Source organism: Paenibacillus sp. FSL M8-0228, assembly GCF_038007385.1.
GTDB lineage: Bacteria > Bacillota > Bacilli > Paenibacillales > Paenibacillaceae > Paenibacillus > Paenibacillus polymyxa_D.
The window spans coordinates 3237256-3261343 of record NZ_JBBOXA010000001.1; the positions used below are offsets into that span (position 1 = coordinate 3237256).

The 24088-nt window shown below is 43.4% G+C and carries 22 protein-coding genes and 1 pseudogene; 1 reads left to right on the forward strand and 22 read right to left on the reverse strand.

All coding sequences use genetic code 11. The features are described 5' to 3' along the window. Positions 1–276: 276 nt before the first annotated feature. The 10 genes and pseudogenes from MKY98_RS14290 to MKY98_RS14335 form a co-directional block, all read right to left on the reverse strand. Positions 277–534 (reverse strand): hypothetical protein, encoded by a 258-nt coding sequence (locus MKY98_RS14290; protein WP_069010599.1) that lies wholly within the window; start codon positions 532–534, stop codon positions 277–279. A 157-nt stretch (positions 535–691) separates the two neighbouring features. Beyond that, positions 692–1414 carry a hypothetical protein gene (locus MKY98_RS14295; RefSeq protein WP_069010600.1) on the reverse strand — a complete coding sequence of 241 codons (723 nt, stop codon included), beginning with the start codon at positions 1412–1414 and terminating at the stop codon, positions 692–694. Between the two features lie 115 nt (positions 1415–1529). Then, the gene (locus MKY98_RS14300; protein WP_069010601.1) at positions 1530–1784 is read right to left on the reverse strand and encodes a hypothetical protein; all 255 of its coding nucleotides are present in this window, start codon (positions 1782–1784) and stop codon (positions 1530–1532) included. A gap of 12 nt (positions 1785–1796) precedes the next feature. After that, entirely contained in the window at positions 1797–2468 is a 672-nt protein-coding gene (locus MKY98_RS14305; RefSeq protein WP_341010978.1) for a hypothetical protein, read from the reverse strand. A gap of 632 nt (positions 2469–3100) precedes the next feature. Next, a pseudogene (locus tag MKY98_RS14310) lies at positions 3101–4445 on the reverse strand (terminase B). 104 nt (positions 4446–4549) lie between these two features. Then, positions 4550–4819 carry a hypothetical protein gene (locus MKY98_RS14315; protein ID WP_069010603.1) on the reverse strand — a complete coding sequence of 90 codons (270 nt, stop codon included), beginning with the start codon at positions 4817–4819 and terminating at the stop codon, positions 4550–4552. After that, positions 4812–5237 (reverse strand): phage terminase small subunit, encoded by a 426-nt coding sequence (gene terS, locus MKY98_RS14320; protein WP_069010604.1) that lies wholly within the window; start codon positions 5235–5237, stop codon positions 4812–4814. Before terS ends, MKY98_RS14315 begins: the two co-directional genes overlap by 8 nt. 594 nt (positions 5238–5831) lie before the next feature. After that, positions 5832–6086 (reverse strand): hypothetical protein, encoded by a 255-nt coding sequence (locus tag MKY98_RS14325; RefSeq protein ID WP_069010605.1) that lies wholly within the window; start codon positions 6084–6086, stop codon positions 5832–5834. Between the two features lie 285 nt (positions 6087–6371). After that, positions 6372–6965: a chloramphenicol phosphotransferase CPT family protein gene (locus MKY98_RS14330; protein WP_069010606.1), complete on the reverse strand. Its 594-nt coding sequence runs from the start codon at positions 6963–6965 to the stop codon at positions 6372–6374. Between the two features lie 336 nt (positions 6966–7301). Continuing rightward, on the reverse strand, positions 7302–7907 hold the full coding sequence (locus MKY98_RS14335) for a hypothetical protein (RefSeq protein ID WP_069010607.1): 606 nt from the start codon (positions 7905–7907) through the stop codon (positions 7302–7304). A 712-nt stretch (positions 7908–8619) separates the two neighbouring features. Between MKY98_RS14335 and MKY98_RS14340 the strand changes: the two genes are divergently transcribed. After that, complete coding sequence (locus tag MKY98_RS14340) at positions 8620–9492, forward strand: site-specific integrase (RefSeq protein WP_049817008.1); 873 nt, start codon at positions 8620–8622, stop codon at positions 9490–9492. 202 nt (positions 9493–9694) lie between these two features. Here the strand turns inward: MKY98_RS14340 and glnA are convergent, their stop codons facing one another. From glnA to mutL, 12 genes are all read right to left on the reverse strand, one after another. Beyond that, on the reverse strand, positions 9695–11023 hold the full coding sequence (gene glnA / locus MKY98_RS14345) for a type I glutamate--ammonia ligase (protein ID WP_013310575.1): 1329 nt from the start codon (positions 11021–11023) through the stop codon (positions 9695–9697). A 116-nt stretch (positions 11024–11139) separates the two neighbouring features. Continuing rightward, positions 11140–11553 (reverse strand): MerR family transcriptional regulator, encoded by a 414-nt coding sequence (locus tag MKY98_RS14350; RefSeq protein WP_007430683.1) that lies wholly within the window; start codon positions 11551–11553, stop codon positions 11140–11142. Positions 11554–11636: 83 nt separating this feature from the next. Then, complete coding sequence (locus tag MKY98_RS14355) at positions 11637–12890, reverse strand: methionine gamma-lyase family protein (RefSeq protein ID WP_029517890.1); 1254 nt, start codon at positions 12888–12890, stop codon at positions 11637–11639. Positions 12891–13001: 111 nt separating this feature from the next. Next, positions 13002–14288 carry a GTPase HflX gene (gene hflX, locus MKY98_RS14360; RefSeq protein WP_029517891.1) on the reverse strand — a complete coding sequence of 429 codons (1287 nt, stop codon included), beginning with the start codon at positions 14286–14288 and terminating at the stop codon, positions 13002–13004. 113 nt (positions 14289–14401) lie between these two features. After that, positions 14402–15385 (reverse strand): AAA family ATPase, encoded by a 984-nt coding sequence (locus tag MKY98_RS14365; RefSeq protein WP_025718768.1) that lies wholly within the window; start codon positions 15383–15385, stop codon positions 14402–14404. Positions 15386–15500: 115 nt separating this feature from the next. Then, positions 15501–16196: a YdcF family protein gene (locus tag MKY98_RS14370; RefSeq protein WP_029518114.1), complete on the reverse strand. Its 696-nt coding sequence runs from the start codon at positions 16194–16196 to the stop codon at positions 15501–15503. Beyond that, a complete protein-coding gene (locus MKY98_RS14375) occupies positions 16193–16750 on the reverse strand; it encodes a DUF402 domain-containing protein (RefSeq protein ID WP_069010609.1) in 558 nt (185 codons plus the stop codon). Before MKY98_RS14375 ends, MKY98_RS14370 begins: the two co-directional genes overlap by 4 nt. A gap of 165 nt (positions 16751–16915) precedes the next feature. Further along, positions 16916–19576, reverse strand: coding sequence for a PBP1A family penicillin-binding protein (locus MKY98_RS14380; RefSeq protein ID WP_069010610.1), 2661 nt, complete (start codon positions 19574–19576; stop codon positions 16916–16918). Between the two features lie 190 nt (positions 19577–19766). Then, on the reverse strand, positions 19767–20012 hold the full coding sequence (gene hfq, locus MKY98_RS14385; RefSeq protein WP_029518117.1) for an RNA chaperone Hfq: 246 nt from the start codon (positions 20010–20012) through the stop codon (positions 19767–19769). A gap of 20 nt (positions 20013–20032) precedes the next feature. Further along, a complete protein-coding gene (miaA, locus tag MKY98_RS14390; RefSeq protein ID WP_069010611.1) occupies positions 20033–21013 on the reverse strand; it encodes a tRNA (adenosine(37)-N6)-dimethylallyltransferase MiaA in 981 nt (326 codons plus the stop codon). Beyond that, positions 20997–21845, reverse strand: a complete 849-nt coding sequence (locus MKY98_RS14395) for a class I SAM-dependent methyltransferase (protein ID WP_069010613.1) — start codon at positions 21843–21845, stop codon at positions 20997–20999. The genes miaA and MKY98_RS14395 overlap by 17 nt, the downstream gene beginning before the upstream one ends. A 12-nt stretch (positions 21846–21857) precedes the next feature. Next, complete coding sequence (gene mutL / locus MKY98_RS14400) at positions 21858–24032, reverse strand: DNA mismatch repair endonuclease MutL (protein WP_029518120.1); 2175 nt, start codon at positions 24030–24032, stop codon at positions 21858–21860. Between the last annotated feature and the right edge of the window lie 56 nt (positions 24033–24088).

Sequence of the window (24088 nt, forward strand, 5' to 3'; positions counted from 1 at the left end):
TAGTTTCCCAGCACGTATTACAAAAGGATGCGCCCATTGTTGTGTTCTCCCGGTTCGGATTAGGGTCATTGCAAAGCATACATTTTCCTGTTTTCGGACTCTTTTTCACAATACCTCTCCCATCGATGGAAAAATAGAAGACACGCTGCGGAATTGAACCGCGCAAGGGTTCTGACCAGGCTGTTTCATGTTTCCGCTGGTTAACTGGTTCCTTGCCGCCTGCGCGTGCCATAAAACCCCGGAATAATCCGAGGAGTAATTCTGGAAACTGCTCAATTACAGAAGCTCTGCTGCGAGCTGCTTGAGCACTGGCGGTGTTGGGATAAGCTGACCATCTTTCTTGTTACCCTTAACATAAGCCTTATCATCATTGGCATAATACACAACGCCCTGACCCTCAACGACTGGATAGCCGCTCTCGTCGTCAGTCAGGCTTGTTTGTACGTACTTGCCGTGCTGCGAAGCGTGCTCCTCATCGTGTAAGTGCAAGATTCCCTCCTCACTCAAAAATGCGAAACGTGGTTTTGCAGACATGATCATGTCCTCCTAATATATTTTGTTGAAAAACCAAAAAGGCCGGCACATTGGCCGACCTGATCACCGAGGCTGAAAAGCTGCGGTTCGTTCCTTATTTGATTTTCCATGATACAACTTCACCATATCAATGGTCCAATGGCAGGTCATAAAGCCCTCAATTCTTGGTCAAATAACGGGCAATATTTTTAAAATTATCAGGTAGTTGAATCCTCTTTTTGTTGTAGTTAGCTTTCCTATCTTCTAATTGTTTTTGCTTAAGTTTCTTATCTAATTGCTCCTGTCTTTTCTGGTGGTCTTTAGCTTCCTTTTCTTCTCTTTCCTTTTCCTCATAACTTTGAGCAACTATATTCTCTAAAGAAGATAAAAATCTCGTTCTAACATAATAGTATGCTAATAAGATAATCATACATAAAGCCAAAAAATAAAGAATCCATGAATAAATATGACCAAAGAAGTAGCTGGCGGACAAATCATTAATTTTTTTCAACGTATACTCCCCAAATGTATTAACTTTATCTTGATGTGGATATTGTTCCGTAACAATATCCATAAATTTCATTCTTAAAGTATTCAATTGATTGTCTAAGCTTGTATTCAAGGTAGTATTGTTACTAAGCGTACTCACTAGTATTGTAATTACAATAGTTATCATTGGTATTGAACTTGCAAGAGATTTGTGCTGATCTAGTTCACTTTTTATATCAGATTTTATGGTGCCAAGTTCAATTAGAGAATGTTCTTTTTTTAAAGTTGTTTTAACAACTTCAAGTTTTTCTAGCGTAAATGTTTTTTGAAATCTCAGCCATTTCCTCTTTAATTCAAATCTTTCCTTTAAGTATTCCCTTGTGCTCGAATAATCTGTGTATTTCTTAAACATAGTATTCCTCCTTTTTTGTTATATATCGGAATTTTCCGCAAAAAAAGTAGACCGACATTATGCTATCTGCACAATATTAAAAAAGAGGGCACCTTAATAGGCACCCTCTGATATGTTAAAGTATGGAAGAAATTATTAATTCATTATTTTTAAATCTCTCCAAAAATTTCTTGCCGTCAATCAAACCTTTCTCTACCATCTCTTCATACGTTTCGAAAGTAGGAGTTATCGCTTTGTTTTCACAAACAAGCACGAATCCTCCATTGTAAGAAAGAAAGGCATACAACTTATCGCGATAATAAAACTCTATTTCCCTGTGCTGTTGAAAAAATTCTATAATTTCTTGATGGGTAATTTCATTCTCGCTCATTTTATATCTCACCTACATTCTTCGTCCGTTTACCCATTTGTGTCGATGTGGGAAGGTGTGTGATCCATCTGCATTCGAATGATCATAATCTATATCCTCATCTGCATTACCATTTTTATCATAATATCTTCTTTGTTTCAATCCTTTACTATCATACAAATCTTCAGAGGAACGAGATTTCCCGTTTATACCTAACTTATTAAAAGGAGGATGCTTTTCAGAATGTGTGCCAGCAGGAACGCCTCTTTGTTTAGCGTCTTGATAACTTTTTTCTTGCGCTGCTTCTTTTTCTGCTGCTTCTTTTTCTGCAAAGTAAACCCGAACCTTTTCATAAACAGCAGAACCAGCATAATAAGCTGCCCCTCCGACAACCACTGCTCCAGTAGCTATCAAAGCTACTTCACCAACACCAGGAATAAAGTAAATTCCTGCTGCCGCTGGTATGAACATTGGCTGAACTTCTCCAGGCTTTTGTTTCTTAGGGAAATACTTATCAGGTATGTACTGAATCTCTCCATAAGTCACAGACGTTACTGAATTAACATTAAATTCATTACTTTCGAGAACAATATCATTTTTTGCCTCAGAATCACCTAAATCATTCTCAGCAAATACTTGAGGACCTGCCAAACCTAGGGTTATAGCAAATGCAACTGATAAAGATATAATTTTTTTAAAATTCATACCCTCACTCCTCATTAATAAATTTCCATTAAATTGTAACATTTAGGAATTTCAATTTACATAGTCTATATTTCATAATTTACATAATATAATTACAGTATTAATAAGAGTGTCTTAAGTACCTTTCATTCGACAAACAGCGACACTGAAAATCGACAAGTTGACAATAAAGGTCGACATCAGCCGACCTCAACCGTTACACCTTTTATTTCCTGAGATACTGTCAGCTTTAAAGCAGCCGCTAATATTCCGATTGCTTCAGCCTTAATCCGGCTGAAGGAACTCTGGCTAATCCCCATCTCCCCACAACTGAAGTAATCAAATTCACCCTCATCGTCCAATTAGCTCGAAGAATTACCTTCTTCTGAATGCAAGACAGTTTACTCATGCTAGATCAATCAGTCGATCCTTAACTGCCAGCTCTGCTTCCTTGACCACGTTGTAAACGGCGATGTTCTCTGTTTACTGATTGCGTTAGTAGATTGATGCTCTCCATATGAACGCCTGTGTAACCGCTATCTTTTGTCTTATAAAACCGCTCTACCACATTATCTTTTTACTGCTACACTACCTATTGAAGGAAGCATAATATGTGTATGTGTATCTGGTTCCATCAAATATTCCCCAAATGTCTAAACAAAAGCGTCAGCTCGGTCTGGTGACTTGAGCCCACGCTTTTTCATATCCTTCTTACTTTCAAGCAGCATTTTACCCTTGCTGGTCATGTTCCATTTACGTGCTGTAAGTTGGGTTATTAGTACATCATCATCAGGCAATTGTAGAACGCTCACATCTCCATTTATGAAATTATTCATATTCTGTTCCAATTGATCCTTAATAGATGCCCACATTTCAGTAACTAGGTTCCCATAGTGCTCATCTAAAGATGAAGAACCATTGTTAATTGGAATGATTTCATATGGTAGCCCCTCTTCAGCTACGATTTCATTTAGTCGATCCGTTACACCTCCACCTACACCGCTATCATCAACTCTTATTCTGATTCGATTTAAATATGGATGAGCTATATGTAGCTCTTTAGCCAGACTGATTACCCAACCAGCAGTAACCATTGTGTCTTTCTTGAAATGATGGTGTTCCCCTACAACTCTTGGCCCTATACCAGCAAACATTGAGGTTTCATCATCACCAAACCGTGCAACGTCAACGCCTATGGTTAGCATTTCTCCGCTCGGTTCCAGCTTCACTTCTCTAGCTGCGAATTCCGCCACTTCCAACGAAATAAATGTATCTGATTCTCCCCGTGGGAATTCACCCAACATCCGAACGCGCCAAACATCACTACCCTCACCATATTTCGCCTTGAGCATTTCGATGCTCTCTTTACTGGTTCTCGGGCTGTCCAAGCAAGATACACGGTGTGTCCTGTATATCGCTCGATCTCTATTATGAGAATCAAAAAAGAACCCGCTCGTTTTAGTCGGGTTCCCGCACATGAAAAGTTTATTGTAATCTCCTGATAGCGTACCAAATATTGCAGCCATAATTCTGTCATCTACACCAGAAGCCTCGTCCACAATAAATAGCATATAATTCTTCGTGAAAACCCTGCATGTTCTCGGGCTTTGTGGCTGTACGTGCTGTTGCAAACCAGCGTTCCTCATAATTGTTCATGTATATCTTCGTTTTAGTCCATTTGAGGATACGTTTTAGTATCGGACTTTGGGACTGCCATTTACTGATCTCCGCCCACAGCACATCATTGAGTTGTTGCCTCGTTGGAGCTGTACAAACAACGCGCGGAAACGGGAAACAGCATAAAAACCATAGTGAGATTGCCGCTTCAAGCGCAGTCTTACCCACTTCCTGACCGGACCTTACGGAAACAAAACGATACTTTGCAATGTCATCTGAAACGTTCTCTTGCCACTTATCAGGGTTAAAATTCAAAATCTCTTTGAAAAATGTTTTAGGACTTTTTCGGTACACTGGCATCCTTTTCTTGAATGCCGCCATCCGTTTGGTCAAGCTCACCGTTTTCTTCGCCATCATCCATTATCGCCTCTACCCAATCATCAATAAGGTCTTCTTCCGAATCACCTTTTTCGTTTTTCAATTCTTCAATTTGAAGACGCGTTCTCGACCTGTGCTTGCATTTGATCAAGCTTCATACGACGTTCATCTTCCTCTGGAGCAATTGCTAGAAACTGCTTTATGGCACCTCGAAGTTCGGACATTGCTGCCGATTGAGCTTTCAGATAAGTAGCGTAACGGTCCCATGAAAATTGAAATTCATGTTCTTCTTTAATTGCTACTTGCTCAAGCTTCTTCTCTTTCCTAGTGCCTGTATTGTGTATTTCATATTCGACTTTTTTAAGTTCTTTAATCATTTCCCCCTTTATCCTCAACAAACATAATTCGTTGTGCCCATACGATGCCTTGGAATTGGGTTGTTATGTTGTACCAGATCATTTCAACTGGGTCCATTTCTTGAACTGCGTCCATGATTTCAAGAAACTCAGGATTCTGAGGCATAAATTTACGGAAGAATCCATGTGTGACTGCTTTGTCGTTCCCAGGAGGGCCACCACTTCCGCCCTTATTCCCTTTTGCATTCCTATTACCTGTTTGCCCCCCGCGTTTTCTTTTTTCGGGAAGCTCGCTCCACTTGTCCAGTGCCTTCCATTTGCGGATGCTGGAATCGCTCACACCCAGCTTTAACGCTATATCCTTAAGTTTCATTTCACGTCCGCTATCCAACCACATTTTCAGCGCCTTTTTCCGGTTTGGATTTCGTTCTCTGCTCACTTAATTTTCACCACCACCAAAGTATTCGAGTTGGTTTTAACGCGGAGGCCTAAAAATAAATCTAGCGCTCCACTTGCATTTATTCGTGATGTTGTTCTAACTACTAGAAAACTAGCACTTGTTAAACTAAATAATGTAAAACTAATTCACTATACTATATATTCTCGGTAACTCATAAAACACGTAGATTGCTTGGTGCTATTTGTTTTGTTGTCCTTTTCCCATTTTGAATTCACGGTTACCCTATTGTAGAGAATTGCTACAACTCAAAATCCTTCAAAACATCGTCTAAAGTGTCCTGAAGGATACCTACATAACGTAATGTCACCTTCTGTTCAGTGTGATTGAACAGATCCATTAGTAACGCTATATCCTTCGTTTCGTTATAAAAATAGTACCCGAATGTCTTTCTCATAGATTTAGTTTTGAATACGCCCTAACCCTCCGTCATGCGCTTGCCACTGCCGCCCTTATTGATGGGGTATTATGACTCTCTTTACGGCTGTCTCGAATTAGTTGTAGTTAGTTTCGATGTGGGCGAGGCATGTATCACGGCCTTGCGTCTATTCCGCCACCACGTTTAAATCTTAACGATTACAGAAGTTGATCAGCTAGTGTTTTAAGGCCACTTGGTACAGCAATTTGTTTGCCATCATGTTCATTTCCGTTTACATAAGCTGTGTCTTTGTCTACATAGTAAACTACACCTTCACCGCCGATAATCGGGAAGCCACTTTCGTCGTAATCCAGATTTGTACCCATATACTTGCCATGCTTAACTGCTTCATCTTCCAACGGATGGAGATGGAGAATTTTTTCCTTGTCCAAGTAAGCGTAACTATGTGCCATGTTTATTGCCTCCTAGAATGGATTTTATTTGTTCCTGAATAGAGTGTAAATCCTTTCTACTCCGTACCTACTACGGATATACATAGTTCTTACTATCAGAAGAAAATAAAGTAGTAGACTGAGCCTAGAAATTGAAACAGCGACAGCAAAGGACGAAAAAAAGTCCTAGACTGTCGCTGTTCCATTGAACTAACGTTCCTCGTTAGCTTAATCCCTAAATCCCTCGGGCAGACCGAGGGGCGTAGCCCAATGTTTGAATATGGTGTTATCTGGTGAATACGCCATCTAGGAAACACTAACATTTCTTTTACTTAATTTCTTAAAAATCGAGTATTCCTTATTGGACTTAATAAAACTTAATATCTTTTCGGCACATTCTATTGGATTCATCTCTTCAGTATTTACTTCGAGGTCATATTCATCAAAGCAATATATTTTGCTAAACTGTGAAGCTACTAGTCCAATCTGTCTATCTCCTCTTGTTTGCTCTCTTTTTATGAGTTCTTCTTCCGAGCATATGACACCTATAAATAACGTAGGCTGATCGAAAAATTGATCAAGAAACTCATTAAATCTCTTGTCATTGTCGATTATGGTATCTGCTATTACATTAAAACCCAATTCTAATAACAGTTTAATTGTCGAATGGTACACTGAGAATATGGAATCATCAAGGATTTGTGAGACAACTTGATGATCTATTTCTTTTGGAGGATCATCTGGAAATTTATTATTAATAAAATCATAGTAATTATTAAAAAAATCATCAATTGATAAATGATAAAAAAGGATCTCTTTCTGATTTATGAGTTCAGTCGATATGGAGGTCTTTCCAGAACTTGAAGTTCCATTTAGAAAAACTAATATCCCTTGCTTCAATTTAATCATCCCTTCAAAAAATAATTATTTCGTATCTTTCAGATAACGTTATATTCACAAAGTTCATTAAATTATCCAACTCAGAAAATATTCGAGAAACGATTGAGCTATCCTGTCAGTTAGTTCAATAAAAAGAACGCTCGCGCGCCTTCGCTTGGGCTAAGTCCTCCTCATTTATATTCCATTTCCAATCACCTATTAAAGTACGTACGCGGGTAGCATGTAGTGCTTAAACAGGGGACTTATCTTAACCTAAGCACTAAGAAAATACTTTATTTTTCAGTCTAGACTTTAGACATCAACAATAAAGACCGCAAAGGCTTAAGCCCTTACGGTCTAATTTACTTCTGGCATTCTAAGTCCAATTTCTCCTTCCTTATTACGGCCCCGTCCATAGTCGATGATCACAAAATCCAAAGTTCGGTTGACTTTAAGACTTTTCGCTAAATTTTCTATGGCCTTACGTCTTTTATCAGCGAATGTCGTAGCTGATATACCATGAATCCCTTTTTTATACTCTCTGCTCATATACTGTTGAGCTTTTAGATACTTCATCCCATCTAGGAACAAAAGTTTTGCAGCAAGCTTTTCATGCGCATCCCTAATGTTAGAGATTGCAAAACGGATATTGTTTGTAATGAGGAGATAAAACCTGTAATTTATGTGACGCTGATCCTTGAGCAAAACAGTATTTGCCGTCACGTCTGCCGTCAGTTCTTGACCTGTTACCCTTTTTGCTACAGAGCCTTCGGCTGAAAGCAAGTCATAAGCCGACATTCCGTTTTCAATTTGCTCTAATGAATGTTCATAGTTTTTGATTACATCAATTAAGTCAGTATATTTGTTTAGCAGCCACTTTGTTTTTCTTATATCTACTGCATCTATATCATCAAAGAAGATAACTGAAGTAACACTTAGTATAGAGGTATAAGCGTAATTCATGAGTCACGCTCTACTGAATCGCTTATATTCCGCTGCTCTTCTAGACTGTAGAAACATCTTGGAGGCGAGCTTTCAGCCTGGCTATCTCTGCATCCTTTTGTTGTATAAGGGATTCAGCCTCTTCCAATTTCTTATATACAGCGTCCCGATCTCGGAGAGCAGCCTCATGCCGTTCTGTTGCTTTGTCAGCTCGTCCTTCCTCATATTTAGCCCAGTTGTAATTGCCAATAGCTGTTTTCTTCCATTCTTGTATGCAATTCCTCAAGCTGTTCATACGTCAATTTTGGATACTGTTGTTGTTTATCTGTCATTGTTGTTCCTCCCAAATACGGTATCATAGAGTCTTCCCGGCTTTCTTTCATGGTTGTCCTGTATATATTTCCAAAGCTTGCTGCATCATGGGCAAAATTCAAGCCCGCCATAAATAACCATGCATTCCGTACACATTTGGTTATTGCATGTTTCATGTTTCATGTTTCATGTTGCATACCGATCATTCGTCCTTTTTCATCCTTAGCTGTTGTGAGGTAGTGGTCAATTATGAAATCACAAAGCTGTGTCGCCTTCGCTTTTTACAGAATGCACATGGATACTTCGGCATTTTAAATACTTCCGGCATGTCCTTGCCCCGTTCTATCCATTATAGGTATGGTTATTGGCGTCCAATGTGTATGATAATCCGGCCAGTCTGCATCCAATGGTGTACCGCAATATGGTGGTTCTTCAATCGGGAAGTTCCACCAAAGAACGTCTCCATAATACGTTGAATCTTCATGAGTACAACATTGAAAAGCACATAAAACCCCACTTCAAAAAAATTACATTACAAAAATTAAAGCCGCTCATGTATCAAAAATTCATAAATAAGCTTTCTGAGAGTAAAGGTAGAGGGGATAAAGTTTATAGTAGACGTACAGTAGAACTCATACATTCCACTATGCATGACGCGCTAGAAAAGGCTGTTACGCTCGGTAAACTGGATAAGAATCCGTGTGAAGGTGTGACTATCAGGGGGATTAAGAAATCAGATAAAGTAAAATTTATTGAGTCAGAGCACATTCCTGAATTTCTAGCAAATGCAAAAAAATACGGATATATTTATTGGTTTTTCTTTATGTTTATGTTAGAGACAGGTATGCGAAAAGGAGAAGTTGGCGCGTTACAGTGGCCAGACATTGATCTAAAAAATGGCTTGGCAACCGTTAGTAAAACTTTAGATTACGATCTCCCTGAGAATCCTGATGATTTATTTGGTGATACAAAGACATTCAACTCAAAAAGAACCTTAAAAATAAGTAACACCTTATTGGCTGCATTAAGACACCACCTAAATGTTCAAAATCAAAACAAGATCACTTTAGGCGAAATGTATAGGCATGATCTTAATCTAATTATGTGTCGTACAGATGGAAGTTCGATCCCGAAATCGTCTTTGTTCAATTCATTTTCTAGGATATTAAAACGAACGGCACTCCCCCCCTTACCTATCCATTCTCTTCGACATACGCACGCAGTATTGCAATTAGAAGCTGGTGCTGATATGAAATATGGCAGGAACGCTTGGGACATGGTAGCATCCAAGTAACATCAGACATCTATGCTCATATTTCAAAAAAAATAGAATCGAATAACATGGGGAAATATGAGTCTTTTACTGAGAATTTATTTCGATAATAAAAAGTTTGGGGGCAATTTGGGGGCGCTTTATAATTCAACTTCATAATATCCATATACTACCCCCAAAGCAAAAATCCCTCAACGCTTAGAGCGCCAAGGGATTTCCCATTTTAGTAAAGCGTCAGATATTGATCACGTTCCCATTGATGTACTTGGGTGCGATACATATCCCATTCAATTTCCTTAAGCTCATAGAAGTAGGCCAATGCATGGTCACCCAGTGCGTCAGAGATAACTTCGCTCCGAATAAGTTCAGACAAAGCTTCTTTCAAGTCTGCAGGCAGACTTGGAATGCCTTCTTCAATCCGCTCTTCTTCAGACATCACGTAAATGTTACGATCAATCGGAGCTGGCAGAGCCAACTGACGTTTGATACCATCCAAACCAGCTCTCAGCATCACTGCCAAGGCTAAATAAGGATTCGCCGCTGGGTCAGGGTTACGAACTTCGACGCGAGTACTCAGACCACGAGACGCGGGAATCCGAATCATTGGACTGCGATTGCTTGCAGACCAAGCCACATAACAAGGCGCTTCATAACCAGGTACGAGACGTTTGTAGGAATTTACTGTTGGATTCGTGATCGCTGCCATTGCACGTGCATGTTTCAGAATACCAGCCATATAGTGGCGGGCCGTCTGGCTTAATCCGAGTTCGTCCGTTTCATCATAAAATACGTTTTCATTGTCCTTAAACAACGATTGATTGCAGTGCATACCGGAGCCATTTACACCAAACAAAGGTTTTGGCATAAAGGTAGCATGCAAACCATGCTGACGAGCAATCGTCTTAACAACGAGCTTGAACGTTTGAATCTGGTCCGCAGCTTTAATCGCGTCTGCATATTTAAAGTCAATCTCATGCTGACCAGGTGCAACTTCATGATGGGATGCTTCAATTTCGAAGCCCATCTCTTCAAGCTTAAGTACAATTTCACGACGGCAGTTTTCACCCAGATCCATCGGAGCCAGGTCAAAATACCCGCCTTGGTCATTCAGTTCTGTAGTTGGCTCGCCTTTTTCATCCGTTTTGAACAAGAAGAATTCAGGCTCCGGTCCGACATTCATCGAAGTGTATCCCAGCTCTTCGGCTTCCTTAAGTACACGTTTCAAGATGCCCCGCGGGTCACCTGCAAACGGGACTCCATCCGGCTTGTAAATATCGCAGATCAAACGAGCTACACGATCCGAGGTTACCCAAGGGAATACAACCCAAGTGTCCAAATCCGGATATAAATACATATCAGATTCTTCAATACGCACATAACCTTCTATGGAAGATCCGTCAAACATCATTTTATTATCCAATGCTTTTTCCAGTTGACTAACCGGAATTTCAACGTTCTTAATAGTGCCCAGCAAATCTGTAAATTGCAAACGAATAAAACGAACATTTTCTTCTTTCGCAATCCGAAGGATATCTTCTCTGCTATAACTCACTCTAACCTCTCCCTTTCTGTAACGACTATATACGAATCCGTTGTTCTATAAATTACTTAAATGATGAGACCTGGTTTTAATGTAAGGCGACCTTATACCAAGAGTTAAGTCAAGCATTATCTCTTATTAAAGAACCGTGATAATTCGCCTTGGATCAGGGATACCTGTCCTGGTCTTTTGCCTGCAACAAGTTGTTGTTTCAGCAAGCGGTGAAGCTGAGTATCAGACATTTCACGGCGTTTGACTTCCGTATCTGCAGTAATAACCGTAGCTTCCTCCGATTCCTTGGTAACCGGATTCATGACTTGTTTAATTCCCGCAATGTTAACACCTTTCTCGATCAACGCCTTAATTTCAAGCAGACGCTCTACGTCATTAAAAGAAAAAAGACGTTGGTTTCCAGATGTACGGGCAGGAACTATCAAGTTGTGCTGTTCATAATAACGAATCTGACGTGCTGACAAGTCCGTTAGCTTCATGACAATACCTATTGGAAATAAGGCCATATTTCTGCGAATTTCGTCGCCCATTTGTCATCAACCTTCCAGTGATCTATTATACACCTTATTGTACATTTAGCTGATGCAAAGTGTCAATGACATGTTAGAAAAACTCACAATAATTTACGTTCTTTCATCGTTTGCAGAGCCATAAGCACTCCAAATTTAACATGAGAGTAGGTTAACCCCCCTTGCATGTAACCAATATAAGGCTCACGAATAGGAGCATCTGCGGATAGTTCCAAACTTCCCCCTTGTATGAACGTACCTGCAGCCATGATAACTGGATGCTCATAACCCGGCATATCCCACGGTTCCGGCACCACATGGCTATCCACGGCAGCCGCACGCTGAATGCCCTGTACAAAAGCAATTAGATGCTCTGGTCCACTAAAAGAAATAGCCTGAATCAAATCCGTACGCTCTTCATGCCAGGCAGGTTTGGTCTCAAATCCCATCTCTTCAAAGACCGCAGCTGCGAATACGCTCCCTTTAACCGCTTGCCCAACCAGTGTTGGAGCAAGGAATAGTCCCTGAAATATGCCTCGTGTAGTACCTAGCATGGCTCCTACTTCTCCACCAATTCCAGGTGCAGTTAATCGGTACGATGCCAGCTCTACAAACTTTTGTTTGCCGCAGATATATCCACCCGTTTCTGCAATGCCACCACCGGGATTTTTAATTAACGAACCTGCCATCAAATCGACACCGACTTGAGTAGGTTCCAGCTTCTCGGTAAATTCACCGTAGCAATTGTCAACAAAGACAATAACGTCAGGTTTTATTTCCTTCACACGTGCTGTCATTTCTTCAATATCTGCTACACTAAAGGAAGCTCTCCAATCATAACCGCGTGAGCGCTGAATACCGATTACTTTGGTATTGTCATGGATCGCAGCCTTCACTGCTTCCCAGTCCACTTTACCTTCCGCTGTCAGTGAGGTTTCTCCATAAGTAACGCCAAAATCCTGCAATGATCCTGTTCCGTCGCCGGGCTTACCAATCACTTTATGCAGGGTATCATAAGGCCTCCCAGTAATGTACAACAGTTCATCCCCTGGACGCAGCACACCAAATAAAGCAGTGGCAATTGTATGAGTACCCGAAGCAAAATGCGGACGCACCAACGCTGCCTCCGCACCGAACACTTCCGCATAGACTTCTTCCAGCACCTCACGTCCCCGGTCATTGTAAGCATATCCCGTCGAACCCGCAAAGTGGAAATCGCTCACTTGCTTCCGCTGGAATGCCTGAATTACCTTCCACTGATTTGAATCTACAATATGATCTATGTGCTGTATACGTTCTTGTATTTTATGTTCTGCCGTTTCCTGAATTTGCTGTATTTCTGGACTAAAAACTACCATTTACTTTCTTGACCCTCTCTCTTACGCAGCCTTAGGCTATTCATGTTATATTATTGTTCACTTTGAACGATGAGCATTATCATTTTATTGACCCAAAAACATCATTAGATGTTAACCTTCTGTGAACTCGCTGAGCGCATGACCATACTTTTCGTACTCGCCTCTTTGAATTTCAACTTCATAAATGACATCATTGCCATCATACTCTGTCAGTAGTACATCTCCAATTCGATAAAGCACCGATGTTAAATCTCCACGTTCCGCAGGAATACGAAATCTCAGCGTATCACCACTCAGATGCTCTTGAATCAGTTCGCGAATGCCCAGCAAATCCCCTTCATCAAAAGCGCTGATTTTCAAATAACCCTCCCCGGAAGGAAGCATTTCGAGTTGCTCAGGAGTACAGGCATCTTTTTTGTTAAATAATACGATCTGAGGCTTGTCCGCAGCCCCTAGCTGCTGCAAGATCGTCTCTACAACTTTCATCTGTTCGTCTCGCATATCCGAAGACGCATCCACGACATGCAAAATGAGATGTGCCTCATTCGCCTCCTCCAAAGTAGCCCGGAAGGAAGCCACCAAATCATGAGGAAGATTTTGAATAAAACCGACCGTATCCGTAAGAATAACTTCTTTTCCACTCGGAAGTTCCATTGTTCTGGAGGTAGGATCCAGCGTCGCAAACAGTTGGTTCTCAATATATACATCGGCTGCTGTCAGTTGCTTCAACAGCGTCGATTTGCCCGCATTGGTATAGCCAACAAGTGCAACCTGAACAATACCGCTCTTTTGTCTGCGCTCCCTGTGCAAATACCGGTGACGGGTCACTTCCTCCAATTGGCGTTTCAGATCACTGATTCGGTCACGGATATGACGACGGTCTGTCTCCAGCTTGCTTTCACCAGGACCACGTGTTCCGATTCCGCCGCCAAGACGCGAGAGGTTTTTGCCATGTCCAGACAAACGGGGGAGTAAATATGACAACTGCGCCAGTTCAACCTGAATAATACCTTCCCGGGTTTTTGCACGTTGAGCAAAAATGTCCAGAATCAACTGTGTACGGTCAATAATTTTGAGATCCAGACTTTCTTCCAGATTCCGTACTTGGGCCCCCGAGAGCTCCTGATCAAAAATTGCTGTATTCGCTCCCAATTCTTCAGCAACTGCGCGCAATTCCTCTACTTTTCCTTTGCCGATAAACCATTTTGAGTCCTTGGCTTCCTTATTCTGTGTCAGAACGCTCAGTACTTCAACCCCCGCTGTCTCAGCCAGTTTCACCAGCTCATCCAACGAGTATTCCGTATTAATGCCAGATCGTTTGACTTCATCCGTAATCAGACTGACCAGCACCGCCTTGTCCTGCATTTCGGTTTGTGTATCATGAGTGGAGTTCGCCATATTGTTTGCTCCTTTATTTTCATGTCAACTCTCGAACAGAGACCGACCTGATGTTCAGGCCGGCCCCCGCTCGATGTCATACAATTCGATATGATTCAGATTCCTATTATCGCCTATCTTTTGTCCATTTTCAAATCCTCTGGACGCAGCGTCATCAATTCCTGTTTGCCAGGTTGCCCGCTCCGGTACTGATTGAGCAACCTGACAGCTTGGTGCCGAATCGCTTTTTCAATCACGTTACGAACATATCGTGCATTACTAAATGCATGAAGACTGTCATTACGCTCGTTTAGCAAATGCTCTTTCATTTTAATTATGGACTGAGGCATGAGAATATAATCCCGCTCCTTGGCCATCATCTCGGAAATTTGGATAAGCTGATCCACAGTATAATCAGGAAAATCCAACTGGATTGGAAAGCGAGAAGGAAGACCAGGATTTGTTCGTAGAAAAAAGTCCATTTCCCCCGAGTATCCAGCGAGAATCAAAATAAATTGATTTTTTTGATCTTCCATGGACTTTACCAAGGTATCAATCGCTTCTTTTCCAAAATCCTTTTCCCCTCCGCGTGCCAAACTGTAAGCCTCGTCAATGAACAACACGCCGCCAAGAGATTTCTTTACCAGATCTCGCGTTTTTTGTGCCGTGTGGCCAATATACTCACCGACCAGATCAGCCCTCTCCACCTCAATCAGATGACCTTTGCTCAGTACCCCCATTTTTTGCAGCATTTTAGCGATAATGCGGGCTACTGTCGTTTTCCCCGTACCTGGATTTCCTTTGAAAATCATGTGATATACGTGTGCATTACTCAATAATCCCGCATCCGTGCGCATATGAGCGATTTGCAAAAAGGCATATACCTCAAATACAAGGTCTTTGATGTTATCCAAGCCGACGAGATGATCGAGTTCTTTCTGAATTTCCTGATAAAGACTGAGATACTGCGGTAGCGCCTGTGACTTGGTTGAAGCCACTGCTTCCGTCTCGTCCACAGTCACCGAAGCTATCGGCTCCGGGCTACGCAGCACGACATTAATTTGTCTGGAAGGTCTCTCCTCCGACCGCTTGCCCGCGGCGATTCCCCGTCCGTTCATGCATCCATCACCTCAACATTTCTTCAGGCACAGCTTACCCTATTAATGTATTCGGTCTGGCATGTCCTTATTAGCATAAAAGCAACGGGAACGTGCACAAAGCCTTTTCTTTAATTCAGGCAACCCAAGTTTGAGCGCTGATCCACCACCGTTGCAGCGTCCATTTAGCGTATGCCAATACTTCTCTTGATTGATGAATTGGCATATTCAGCACTTTAGATTCCGTCAGAGCCATCTGAGGATGATCAAACTTTAAGAATTGAGCAATCTCCATCGCCCGAGGGCCATGATAGCTATGTGTGATGATCACGGTAGAGGTCCATCCATATTCCTTCATAATGCGCTGGCTATAGAGCAGATTTTCGTAAGTACTGGTCGCATGGTTTTCCAACACAATATGCTGTACAGGGACCCCTCTATCTACCAAATAGCGTTGCATGCCCTCAGCCTCCGTATACGGAAAATCGGGTTTATCCAGTCCACCACTTACAATTAGATGCTGTACCGTCCCGTTGCGGTATAAGCGCAAGGCTTCTTCCAGCCTTTCCTTCAATCCAGGACTGGGCTCAGCCCCCCACATAGAAGCACCTAATACGATACCAATTTGCACTTGCTGGAGCGGAGTGGTAGAGGCGGCCGTATTCATGTTCCACACTCGGATTCCTGCCCATACCAATCCGATCAAAATGAAAATTATCAAAGAAAGTACAAGACGCTTGGTTACCATAGATATTTTCTTAAGGCGACTCTGCCTGCTTTTCAACTCAGGGCGTTGGGGCCCGATGTCTTTAATCCACTGCAAAACTTTCACCGTTCTCTCTTGAAATCACCGTTGTGAAACCATTCTGATCGGTGTTTCAGCGACATTTTAAAATAAGGGAACACGTGGGCATCTATCTGATGTAACACATCAGCCGCTGTACGGTTAGCCAATTCTGCCTCTTGCGTTGAGATATGCCCCCGTTGTAATGCCTCCTCCAATTCATCCTCATCCACCAGGAAGATTTCACCGTTTTTAAGCACCACAACATCCAAATACAGATCGTCAAACCAAGGGACTCCTTGATCAGTCACACCCTGATTTCGGCAGGTATCAATATACCATTCAACGATTTGCTCCCGATTGTCAAACATAGCAGTCACCACATAGTGCTCACCTTTTGGATAATATTGCAGCCAGGAATATCCTTTATCGGCTATGCAAAACGTATGACCACCGTAACTCTTCCATAACGGCTCCTTGAGACTCAAAATGGTATACAGGGTCATATATCCTGTAAACGCGTCACTTTCTACATACCGGCAAGCAAACTTGCGATTGGTGATTCTGCGCCAGTTGGCCCGGTCTCCGAATTTGCGCTTCATAAATGATGTTCCTCTCCAACATTGGTAAAACCAGCTTACCATATTTAAACTGTACACTCAAAAAGAACCCCTGTATTACAGCAAAAAAGGTATTTTCAGACTGTCAAAACAGTCCGAAAATACCTTTGATTTGAAGCCAATATCATCTTACATAAAACATATTTGCTAATCCCGGTTGTGACGTCCACGATTGGAGTTTGAATGACCGTTGGATTTGCTTTCCTGACTTCCATCCATAATAGCACCTGTGGTAGATGCATCTGTATTTTCTGGATTGGTCATAGTATTTTCATCAGTTATACCTGAATCCGGCGTAGTCGTCTGACCATTCCCCGTATTTGTATCGTTTCCGTTCCCAAAATTGTCGTTACTGTTGCCTGTGCCTCCAGTACCATTTCCATTGTTACCTCCAGGAGACGTTGGTACTTGGTCAGAACCAGTACCGTTATCAGTACCTCCAGGAGTCGTATTCCCCTGGTCTGTGCCGTCCTGACCATCTATATTCTCGCCATTATCCGGTACAGTTCCATCCTGATTAGGATCATTTCCTAGCTGCGGATCTATCGGAGTAGTCTCTGTCGGAATTTCTACACTAATCGTATTCGAAGCTGCGGATTCTTTACCATCCGTTCCATAAGCTACGACATAGTATTGATACGTTTTTCCAGCTACAGGAGACGTATCTTCGCCACTCGTGCCTCTCATCGCCTCCATAATCGTCCTGAAGCTTCCTTCGGAAGACTCTTTACGATAAACACGGTATTGTACATTGTCTCCCTCTGCCGCATTCCAGGACAACGATACAATTTGGGTGTCCTGACTATAAGACCCGCTCAGTCCGCTTGGAGCGGTAGCCTGAACCGGCTCTTCTGGCTTCTGCTCAACTGGTGGTTCATATCCCTTCGGCTCGCTGAATTGCGTAACCGGATGCCCCTTGAGAGCTTCACCCATGACCCTTCCGAAAAAGGCTGCCGACTGCCCACTATAGTTTCTGAGCATATGTTTACTGTCCGGCTTATCATAACCCATCCATACTGCTCCGGTATATTCTGGCGTATAACCGACAAACCAGATGTCCCGGTTACCACTATTACCGCTAATTCCACTTTGGGTCGTACCCGTTTTACCGGCTACAGGCCAGTCAATGCGTGCTTTGCGACCTGTGCCGCTATTGACTACATTTTGCATCATTTGTGTCATTTCATAAGCCGTTTTTTCACTCATTACAGATTTAGTTTCCTCTTCATGAGTATAAACAACTTGATCATCACTATTGTTAATTTGCTTAATAGAATAAGCTTTTTGGAATTGTCCTTTATTAGCAAAAGCGCTGTACGCCTGCGCCATTTCAAGGGTATTCGTTCCTTTGCTTAATCCACCCAATGCGATAGCAAGTGAGTGATCGTTTTTGTCCATCGGAATGCCTACGCTCTCGGCAAATTGAACCCCTTTTTCCACACCGATTTGGTTCAGCAACCATACAGGTGGAATATTTTCAGACTTCGTAATCGCGTCGAGCATGCTGATGGTCGACGAGTAACCATGCAAGTTTTTCGGACTGTATCCGTTAAAGCTCTGGCGTTCGTTACTCAAAGGAGTATCCATCGTAAATTTACCGGATTCGAGAGCTGGCGCATAGGCTACAATCGGCTTGAAGGCCGATCCTGGCTGTCTGCGGCTCTGTGTCGCACGATTGAAGGTTCCCTTTTTGTAATCCCGTCCGGGTGCCATCGCGGCAATTCCACCTGTCTGGTTGTTAATAATGACCATCGAAGCTTGAACTGGCTGATCGTCAGGACTTTTTTCGAACATGTCATCATCTGCCATCGCCTGATCCAGCGCATTTTGAGCCTGGGCATCCATTGTGGTATGAATTTTGTAACCGCCAATAATCAGATCATTGCCGCTAACTCCTGGCAGTGCATCCTCTGCCTCATCCATGACGTATTCCATAAAATTTTGATACTTTTGAACTTTTTCTGGTTGTTTGTAATTGTAATTTACAGCCTTGGCCTCTTCCATCTCTTGCTTTCCAATCATCCCCTGCTCAAACATCAGCTGGAGAACCACCGCACGTCGTGCCTTCGAGTTCTCCGGGTTACTGATCGGATTATACTTGGAAGGCCCTTTCGGAATAGCTGCCAATGTAGCAATTTGCCACAATTTTAATTCTTTTAAGTTGGTTTGCCCAAAATAACCTTCCGACGCTGCCTTAATTCCAGAATAGGAGCGTCCAAACCAAATCCGATTTAAGTAGAGAGTAATAATTTCATCTTTAGTCAACCTCCGCTCCAGCGCCATTGCGATGGATACCTCTGTCGCTTTACGGAAAAAGGTTTTGTCACGTGTCAAAAACAAGTTTTTGGCCAGCTGCTGAGTTAGCGTACTGCCGCCCTCCACTGCCGAACGGGCCACGATATCCTTAACGGCTGCCCGACCGATAGACCAAATATCAACTCCTTGATGCTCCATAAAACGCTTATCCTCGGTTGCAATAAAAGCTTTTTTGAGCAAGTCTGGTATTTCTTCACTTTTGACAGGATCACTTTTTTGCACAGACAACTCACCCATGAGCACACCGTTGCGGTCATAAACCTTTGATGTCTCATTCACTGTAATTTTGTCCTTGTTCGCATCGTAAATTTTTTCGCCATTTACCATGACAAATAAATAGCCACCAAGTGCGCAAAATATAGCTACCGCCGCGGTAATAAACAGCGTCCATCCAATTCGCTTACCTGTAATTTTCTTTTTCTTGCCCTTCGGCTTCTCTTTAGATGTGTTTCTATTGCGATTGCCGGATCTGGACAATGAATCGTTTGGCATTCCCCTGACTCCCTTTCGCGAATAATCATATGGTACCTAACATAAGCTTAAAGCTTGCTGTCGGCAGCTTGAAAGTAAACGGAATGAAAAGAACAACCCTGATCAGGTTGCTCCCGGTCACATTCCTATACAGTTAGACGAGACGGACGCCTGAAAAGTTTCATGAACCCGGACGACCGTCAAGCCGTAATCAGTTATCGCTAGCGCTATCCTGCTGCTGTACAAGCGATACATTGCGTTGCGGTGTAAAGGTGGAGATGGCATGCTTGTAAATCAGCTGCTGCTTTCCATCCGAGTCGATCACAATCGTAAAATTGTCAAATGCTTTAATCGTCCCTCGCACCTGAAATCCATTGATGAGGTATACCGTTACAGGTATAGAATCCTTGCGCAATTGATTCAGAAACGTATCTTGGATATTAATGGACTTGTTCATTTTAGCCGTACCCCCAATAATCATTTGGATTGTTTTGAAGTATATTCAAGGTCTGTCCGGAACTTTCCTGCTATAATTTCGTGTATTTGGGCTGCATGAGCAGAAAAATTTCCGAAATCAGTGACATCTACCCACTGGATATCCTTCATATGGCGAAACCACGAGAGCTGTCGCTTCGCAAAATGACGCGTATCCCGTTTTAGCCAAGTCACCGCCTCTTCCAAAGACACCTCTCCCCGCAGGTAGGAGGATATCTCTTTATAGCCTAGACCTTGCATGGAGATGGCATCGCTTCGCACTCCCCGTTCCATTAAGGAGGTTACCTCAGCCACAAGCCCTTGATCGAGCATCCCGTCAATTCGGTCTTCAATACGTTTATATAGCATTTGCCTATCCATTGTCAAACCTACGATGCAGAGTTGGTAGGGAGATTCCTTTTTTTGACTGGCAAGTTGAGAGCTAAGTGTCGTTCCGCTAACATGGTAAATTTCCAGTGCCCGAACGACACGACGACGATCATTAGGATGCAAACGAAGTGCACTTTCGGGATCAACCGCCTGTAGTCGCGCATGAAGCGCGTCAGCTCCAAACTGTTCGGCATAGTCCAGCTGCTCCTGACGAAAAGCTTCGTCAGCCCCTACCTCGGAAAACTGGTATTCATAGCAGACTGATTCTACATATAAACCTGTTCCGCCTACGATAAACGGTAGCTTTCCTCTAGATTGAATATCAGGTATGAGACGACGACAGTCCTCCTGAAATTGGGCTACTGAATATGGGTATTCAGGCTCATGAATATCAATTAAATGGTGCTTGATTCCTTCCATTTCCTGTTCGGAAATTTTGGCAGTTCCAACGTCCATATGACGGTATACCTGCATGGAATCCCCGGAAATAATTTCCGCGTCAAATTGTCGAGCCATCTCAATGCTTAGTTTCGTCTTGCCAACCGCAGTCGGGCCAACAAGAACGAGTAGTTTAGGCTTAGGTGCCACTGTCAATATCGATCACTCCGTACACTGTTTTCGTTGTGCCCCGCTGCTCTACACGGAAGCCGAGGCGGGCAAATTCCCCGCTACCCCGTTTTTCTTTTAATACAATTGTTTTTCGTGCAATCCGTTTCGCATGAACAATACTTTCCTCACTCAACGCGTCTGGATTTGCCAACCCTCTCAATGGACCAATTGCGCTGGAATCGAGCAACGGATCACGAAACATAGGGTCAAAATAAATAATATCTATACTGCGATCCGGCAAACTACGCAAATAGTCCAAATGATAACCAAAACGAACGTCAATGTTGGAAAAGGCTTTATCTACTTCAGCGTTGCCGGAACGGTAATGCCTCATTCCATCCTTGATTAAAGCGTAGACGGGGAAAGAACTCTCCACAGCCGTGACTTGTCCAGAGCTTCCCGTTCCAATTGAAAATAGAAGAGAATCCGTACCAAGTCCTGCAGTGCAATCCAGCACGGTATCACCCGGGACGATCCGGGCAGCCGTCAACATCGGGTCAGGTTCACCCTTTAATACCCGTTTGGCGCGAATGAAGCCCATACTGGGGTGAAAAGCCATCGGTGGTTGTTCTGGGCTAATCAGCCTTACTCCGCCCTGCACCAGAACCAACGCTTGACGGACTCTGTGAGCCGCAATTAGCTTAGCTACCGATATGCCACGACGAGGGGCATACAGCGCCCCTAACTCGGCTGCAAGCAACTTCGCTCGCTCCACAACCTCAGCCGAGGGGGAATCCCCTGTCGTGACGAGTAATTCGACTTGCTTTTCCCGTAGGCTCGACTGCTCTTCTTCACGGTTTTCCCGATCCTGCAACATATATATACTCCCTTACATTACTCTTTTAAACAGCTTCTCTAAATCATATGTGGAAAAGGAAACCACAATAGGTCGCCCATGAGGGCAAGTATAAGGTTGTTTGCACGCTGCCAAACGCTCTAGCAGCACAATAGCCTGCCGATCAGTCAGCTTCTGGTTTGCTTTAATCGAAGCCCGGCAGGAGCACATGATTGAGGCTGCTTCCCGCAGCTTAGCAAGATCAATGGCTCTTTCCTCCAGCACCCATCCGGCCATTTCCTCAATGACATCCGCTTCTTCCCCTTGGGGAAGCCAGTACGGGTAAGAGCTGACACGGAAGGTTTGACCGCCAAAATGCTCCAGATACACCCCTGCCTGTTCAAACCAGTGCAGCCTTGTTTTCAACTTTTCCGTTTCGGAAGGCGTAAAATCCAGTGTAATTGGCAGTAGCAGCTCCTGCGATACTGACTCGGGATTGCCGAATTTTTCATAATAAAATTCATAATTGACTCGTTCATGTGCGGCATGTTGATCAATTAAATACAAGCCCTGGTCGTTCTGCGCAATCAGATATGTCCCATGGTGCTGACCGATTAAATTCAGTTCAGGAAAAGTAGGCAGCTCTGGAACTTCTCCCGACACTGCTGCCAATTGCTCCGCATCCAGACGTTGCTGGCGCGGCTTCTGATCCGCGAAATGACGGGAATCTGTAGCTTGTCCTGCAATCGGCGGCATAGAAGATGGGTAAGCAGCAGAAGCAGCTGTTTCCTGTATCCCTCCGCTGTATAAGGTAGTTGTGCCTATTGCGGCATTATCTCCTTCGGACGACTGTACGGTCGCCCCATCAGGAAGCGGCACTTCCCCTTTAACTTCACTCCCGTTGTTTTCTTCCACAAAATCTGCATCCAGTTCATCATCATTAATACTTTTACCTGAAAGATTGTTTGCCCGTCCAATGGCTGAGAGACTATCCCTGCTCGGACGTTGCTCACGCTCCTGGCTACCCCTGTTATTCTCTTCGTTCCTGTTCAAGTAATTGGATTGGCGCGATTCCTGGCTCTCCGGCGAAGTCACGGAAGGTGGCAGTGCTCCCCCCCGGTCTTTGCCGGAAGGAGCATCCCCTTCCGCACCATTTCCCTTCGAGAAGTGAAACTGCTCCTGCACAAACGAGCCACTGTCCTTGCCACCGATCTCGCGCTTGACTGCCTTCGGAATCAGCACTTGCTGCCCTAAGACAGCTTTTACCGAATCTTCAACCAGCTGAAACAGTTCAGCTTCTTTACTAAACCTTACCTCCAGCTTGGCAGGATGAACGTTAACATCCACCAAAGAAGGATGCATTTCCAGTTGGATCACAGCCAGCGGAAAACGATTGATCGGCAATAAGGTATGATATGCCTTGAGCAACGCCTGATTAAGCCCGTAGCTACGCACAAAACGTCCGTTCACTACTGTCGAGATCGCATTGCGATTTGATCTCGTCCACTCTGGGCGACTGACATAGCCACTAATTCGGTAATCCAGGCTCTCTCCTTCTAGCAGCAGCATGGATTTCGCCGCAGAAGTTCCGTAAATAGCGGCAATCACCTGCAGCAAATCACCATTGCCCAGCGTTTGCAGCAATGTATTGCCATTATGCCGCAATGTGAAGGCCACTTCCGGGTGCGAAAGCGCCATTCGGTACAATACATCCGAAATGTGTCCCAGCTCGGTCTGGATTGTTTTCATATATTTCAGCCTTGCAGGTGTATTATAAAACAGCTCCCGTACGGTAAAATCCGTCCCTTGCCTACTAGCAGCATCCTCGTGAAGCAACAGCTTACCGCCTTCAATCACTAATTTACGGGCACGCCCGTCATCTCCGGCTGCTGTAAGCAACTCTACTTTCGATACTGCCGCAATACTTGGCAACGCCTCTCCCCGAAAGCCGAGACTTGTGATCTGAAACAGGTCGCGACCATGTCCAATTTTACTTGTCGCGTGCCGATAGAATGCCGTTTCCACGTCTTCAGGCTCAATGCCACTTCCATTATCCGTCACCCGGATACTTTGCAAGCCGCCCTCTTCTACCCATACGTCCACCCGCGTACCGCCTGCATCAATCGCATTTTCCACCAGTTCCTTCACGACGGAGGCTGGACGCTCCACGACCTCACCGGCAGCAATCTGGTTCGCAATATGTTCATCCAGTACCCGAATTTTAGACATCCTTTTAACCTCCTCCTGACTTCAAAGTGCGATGAAAAATAAGAATAATGTCACTT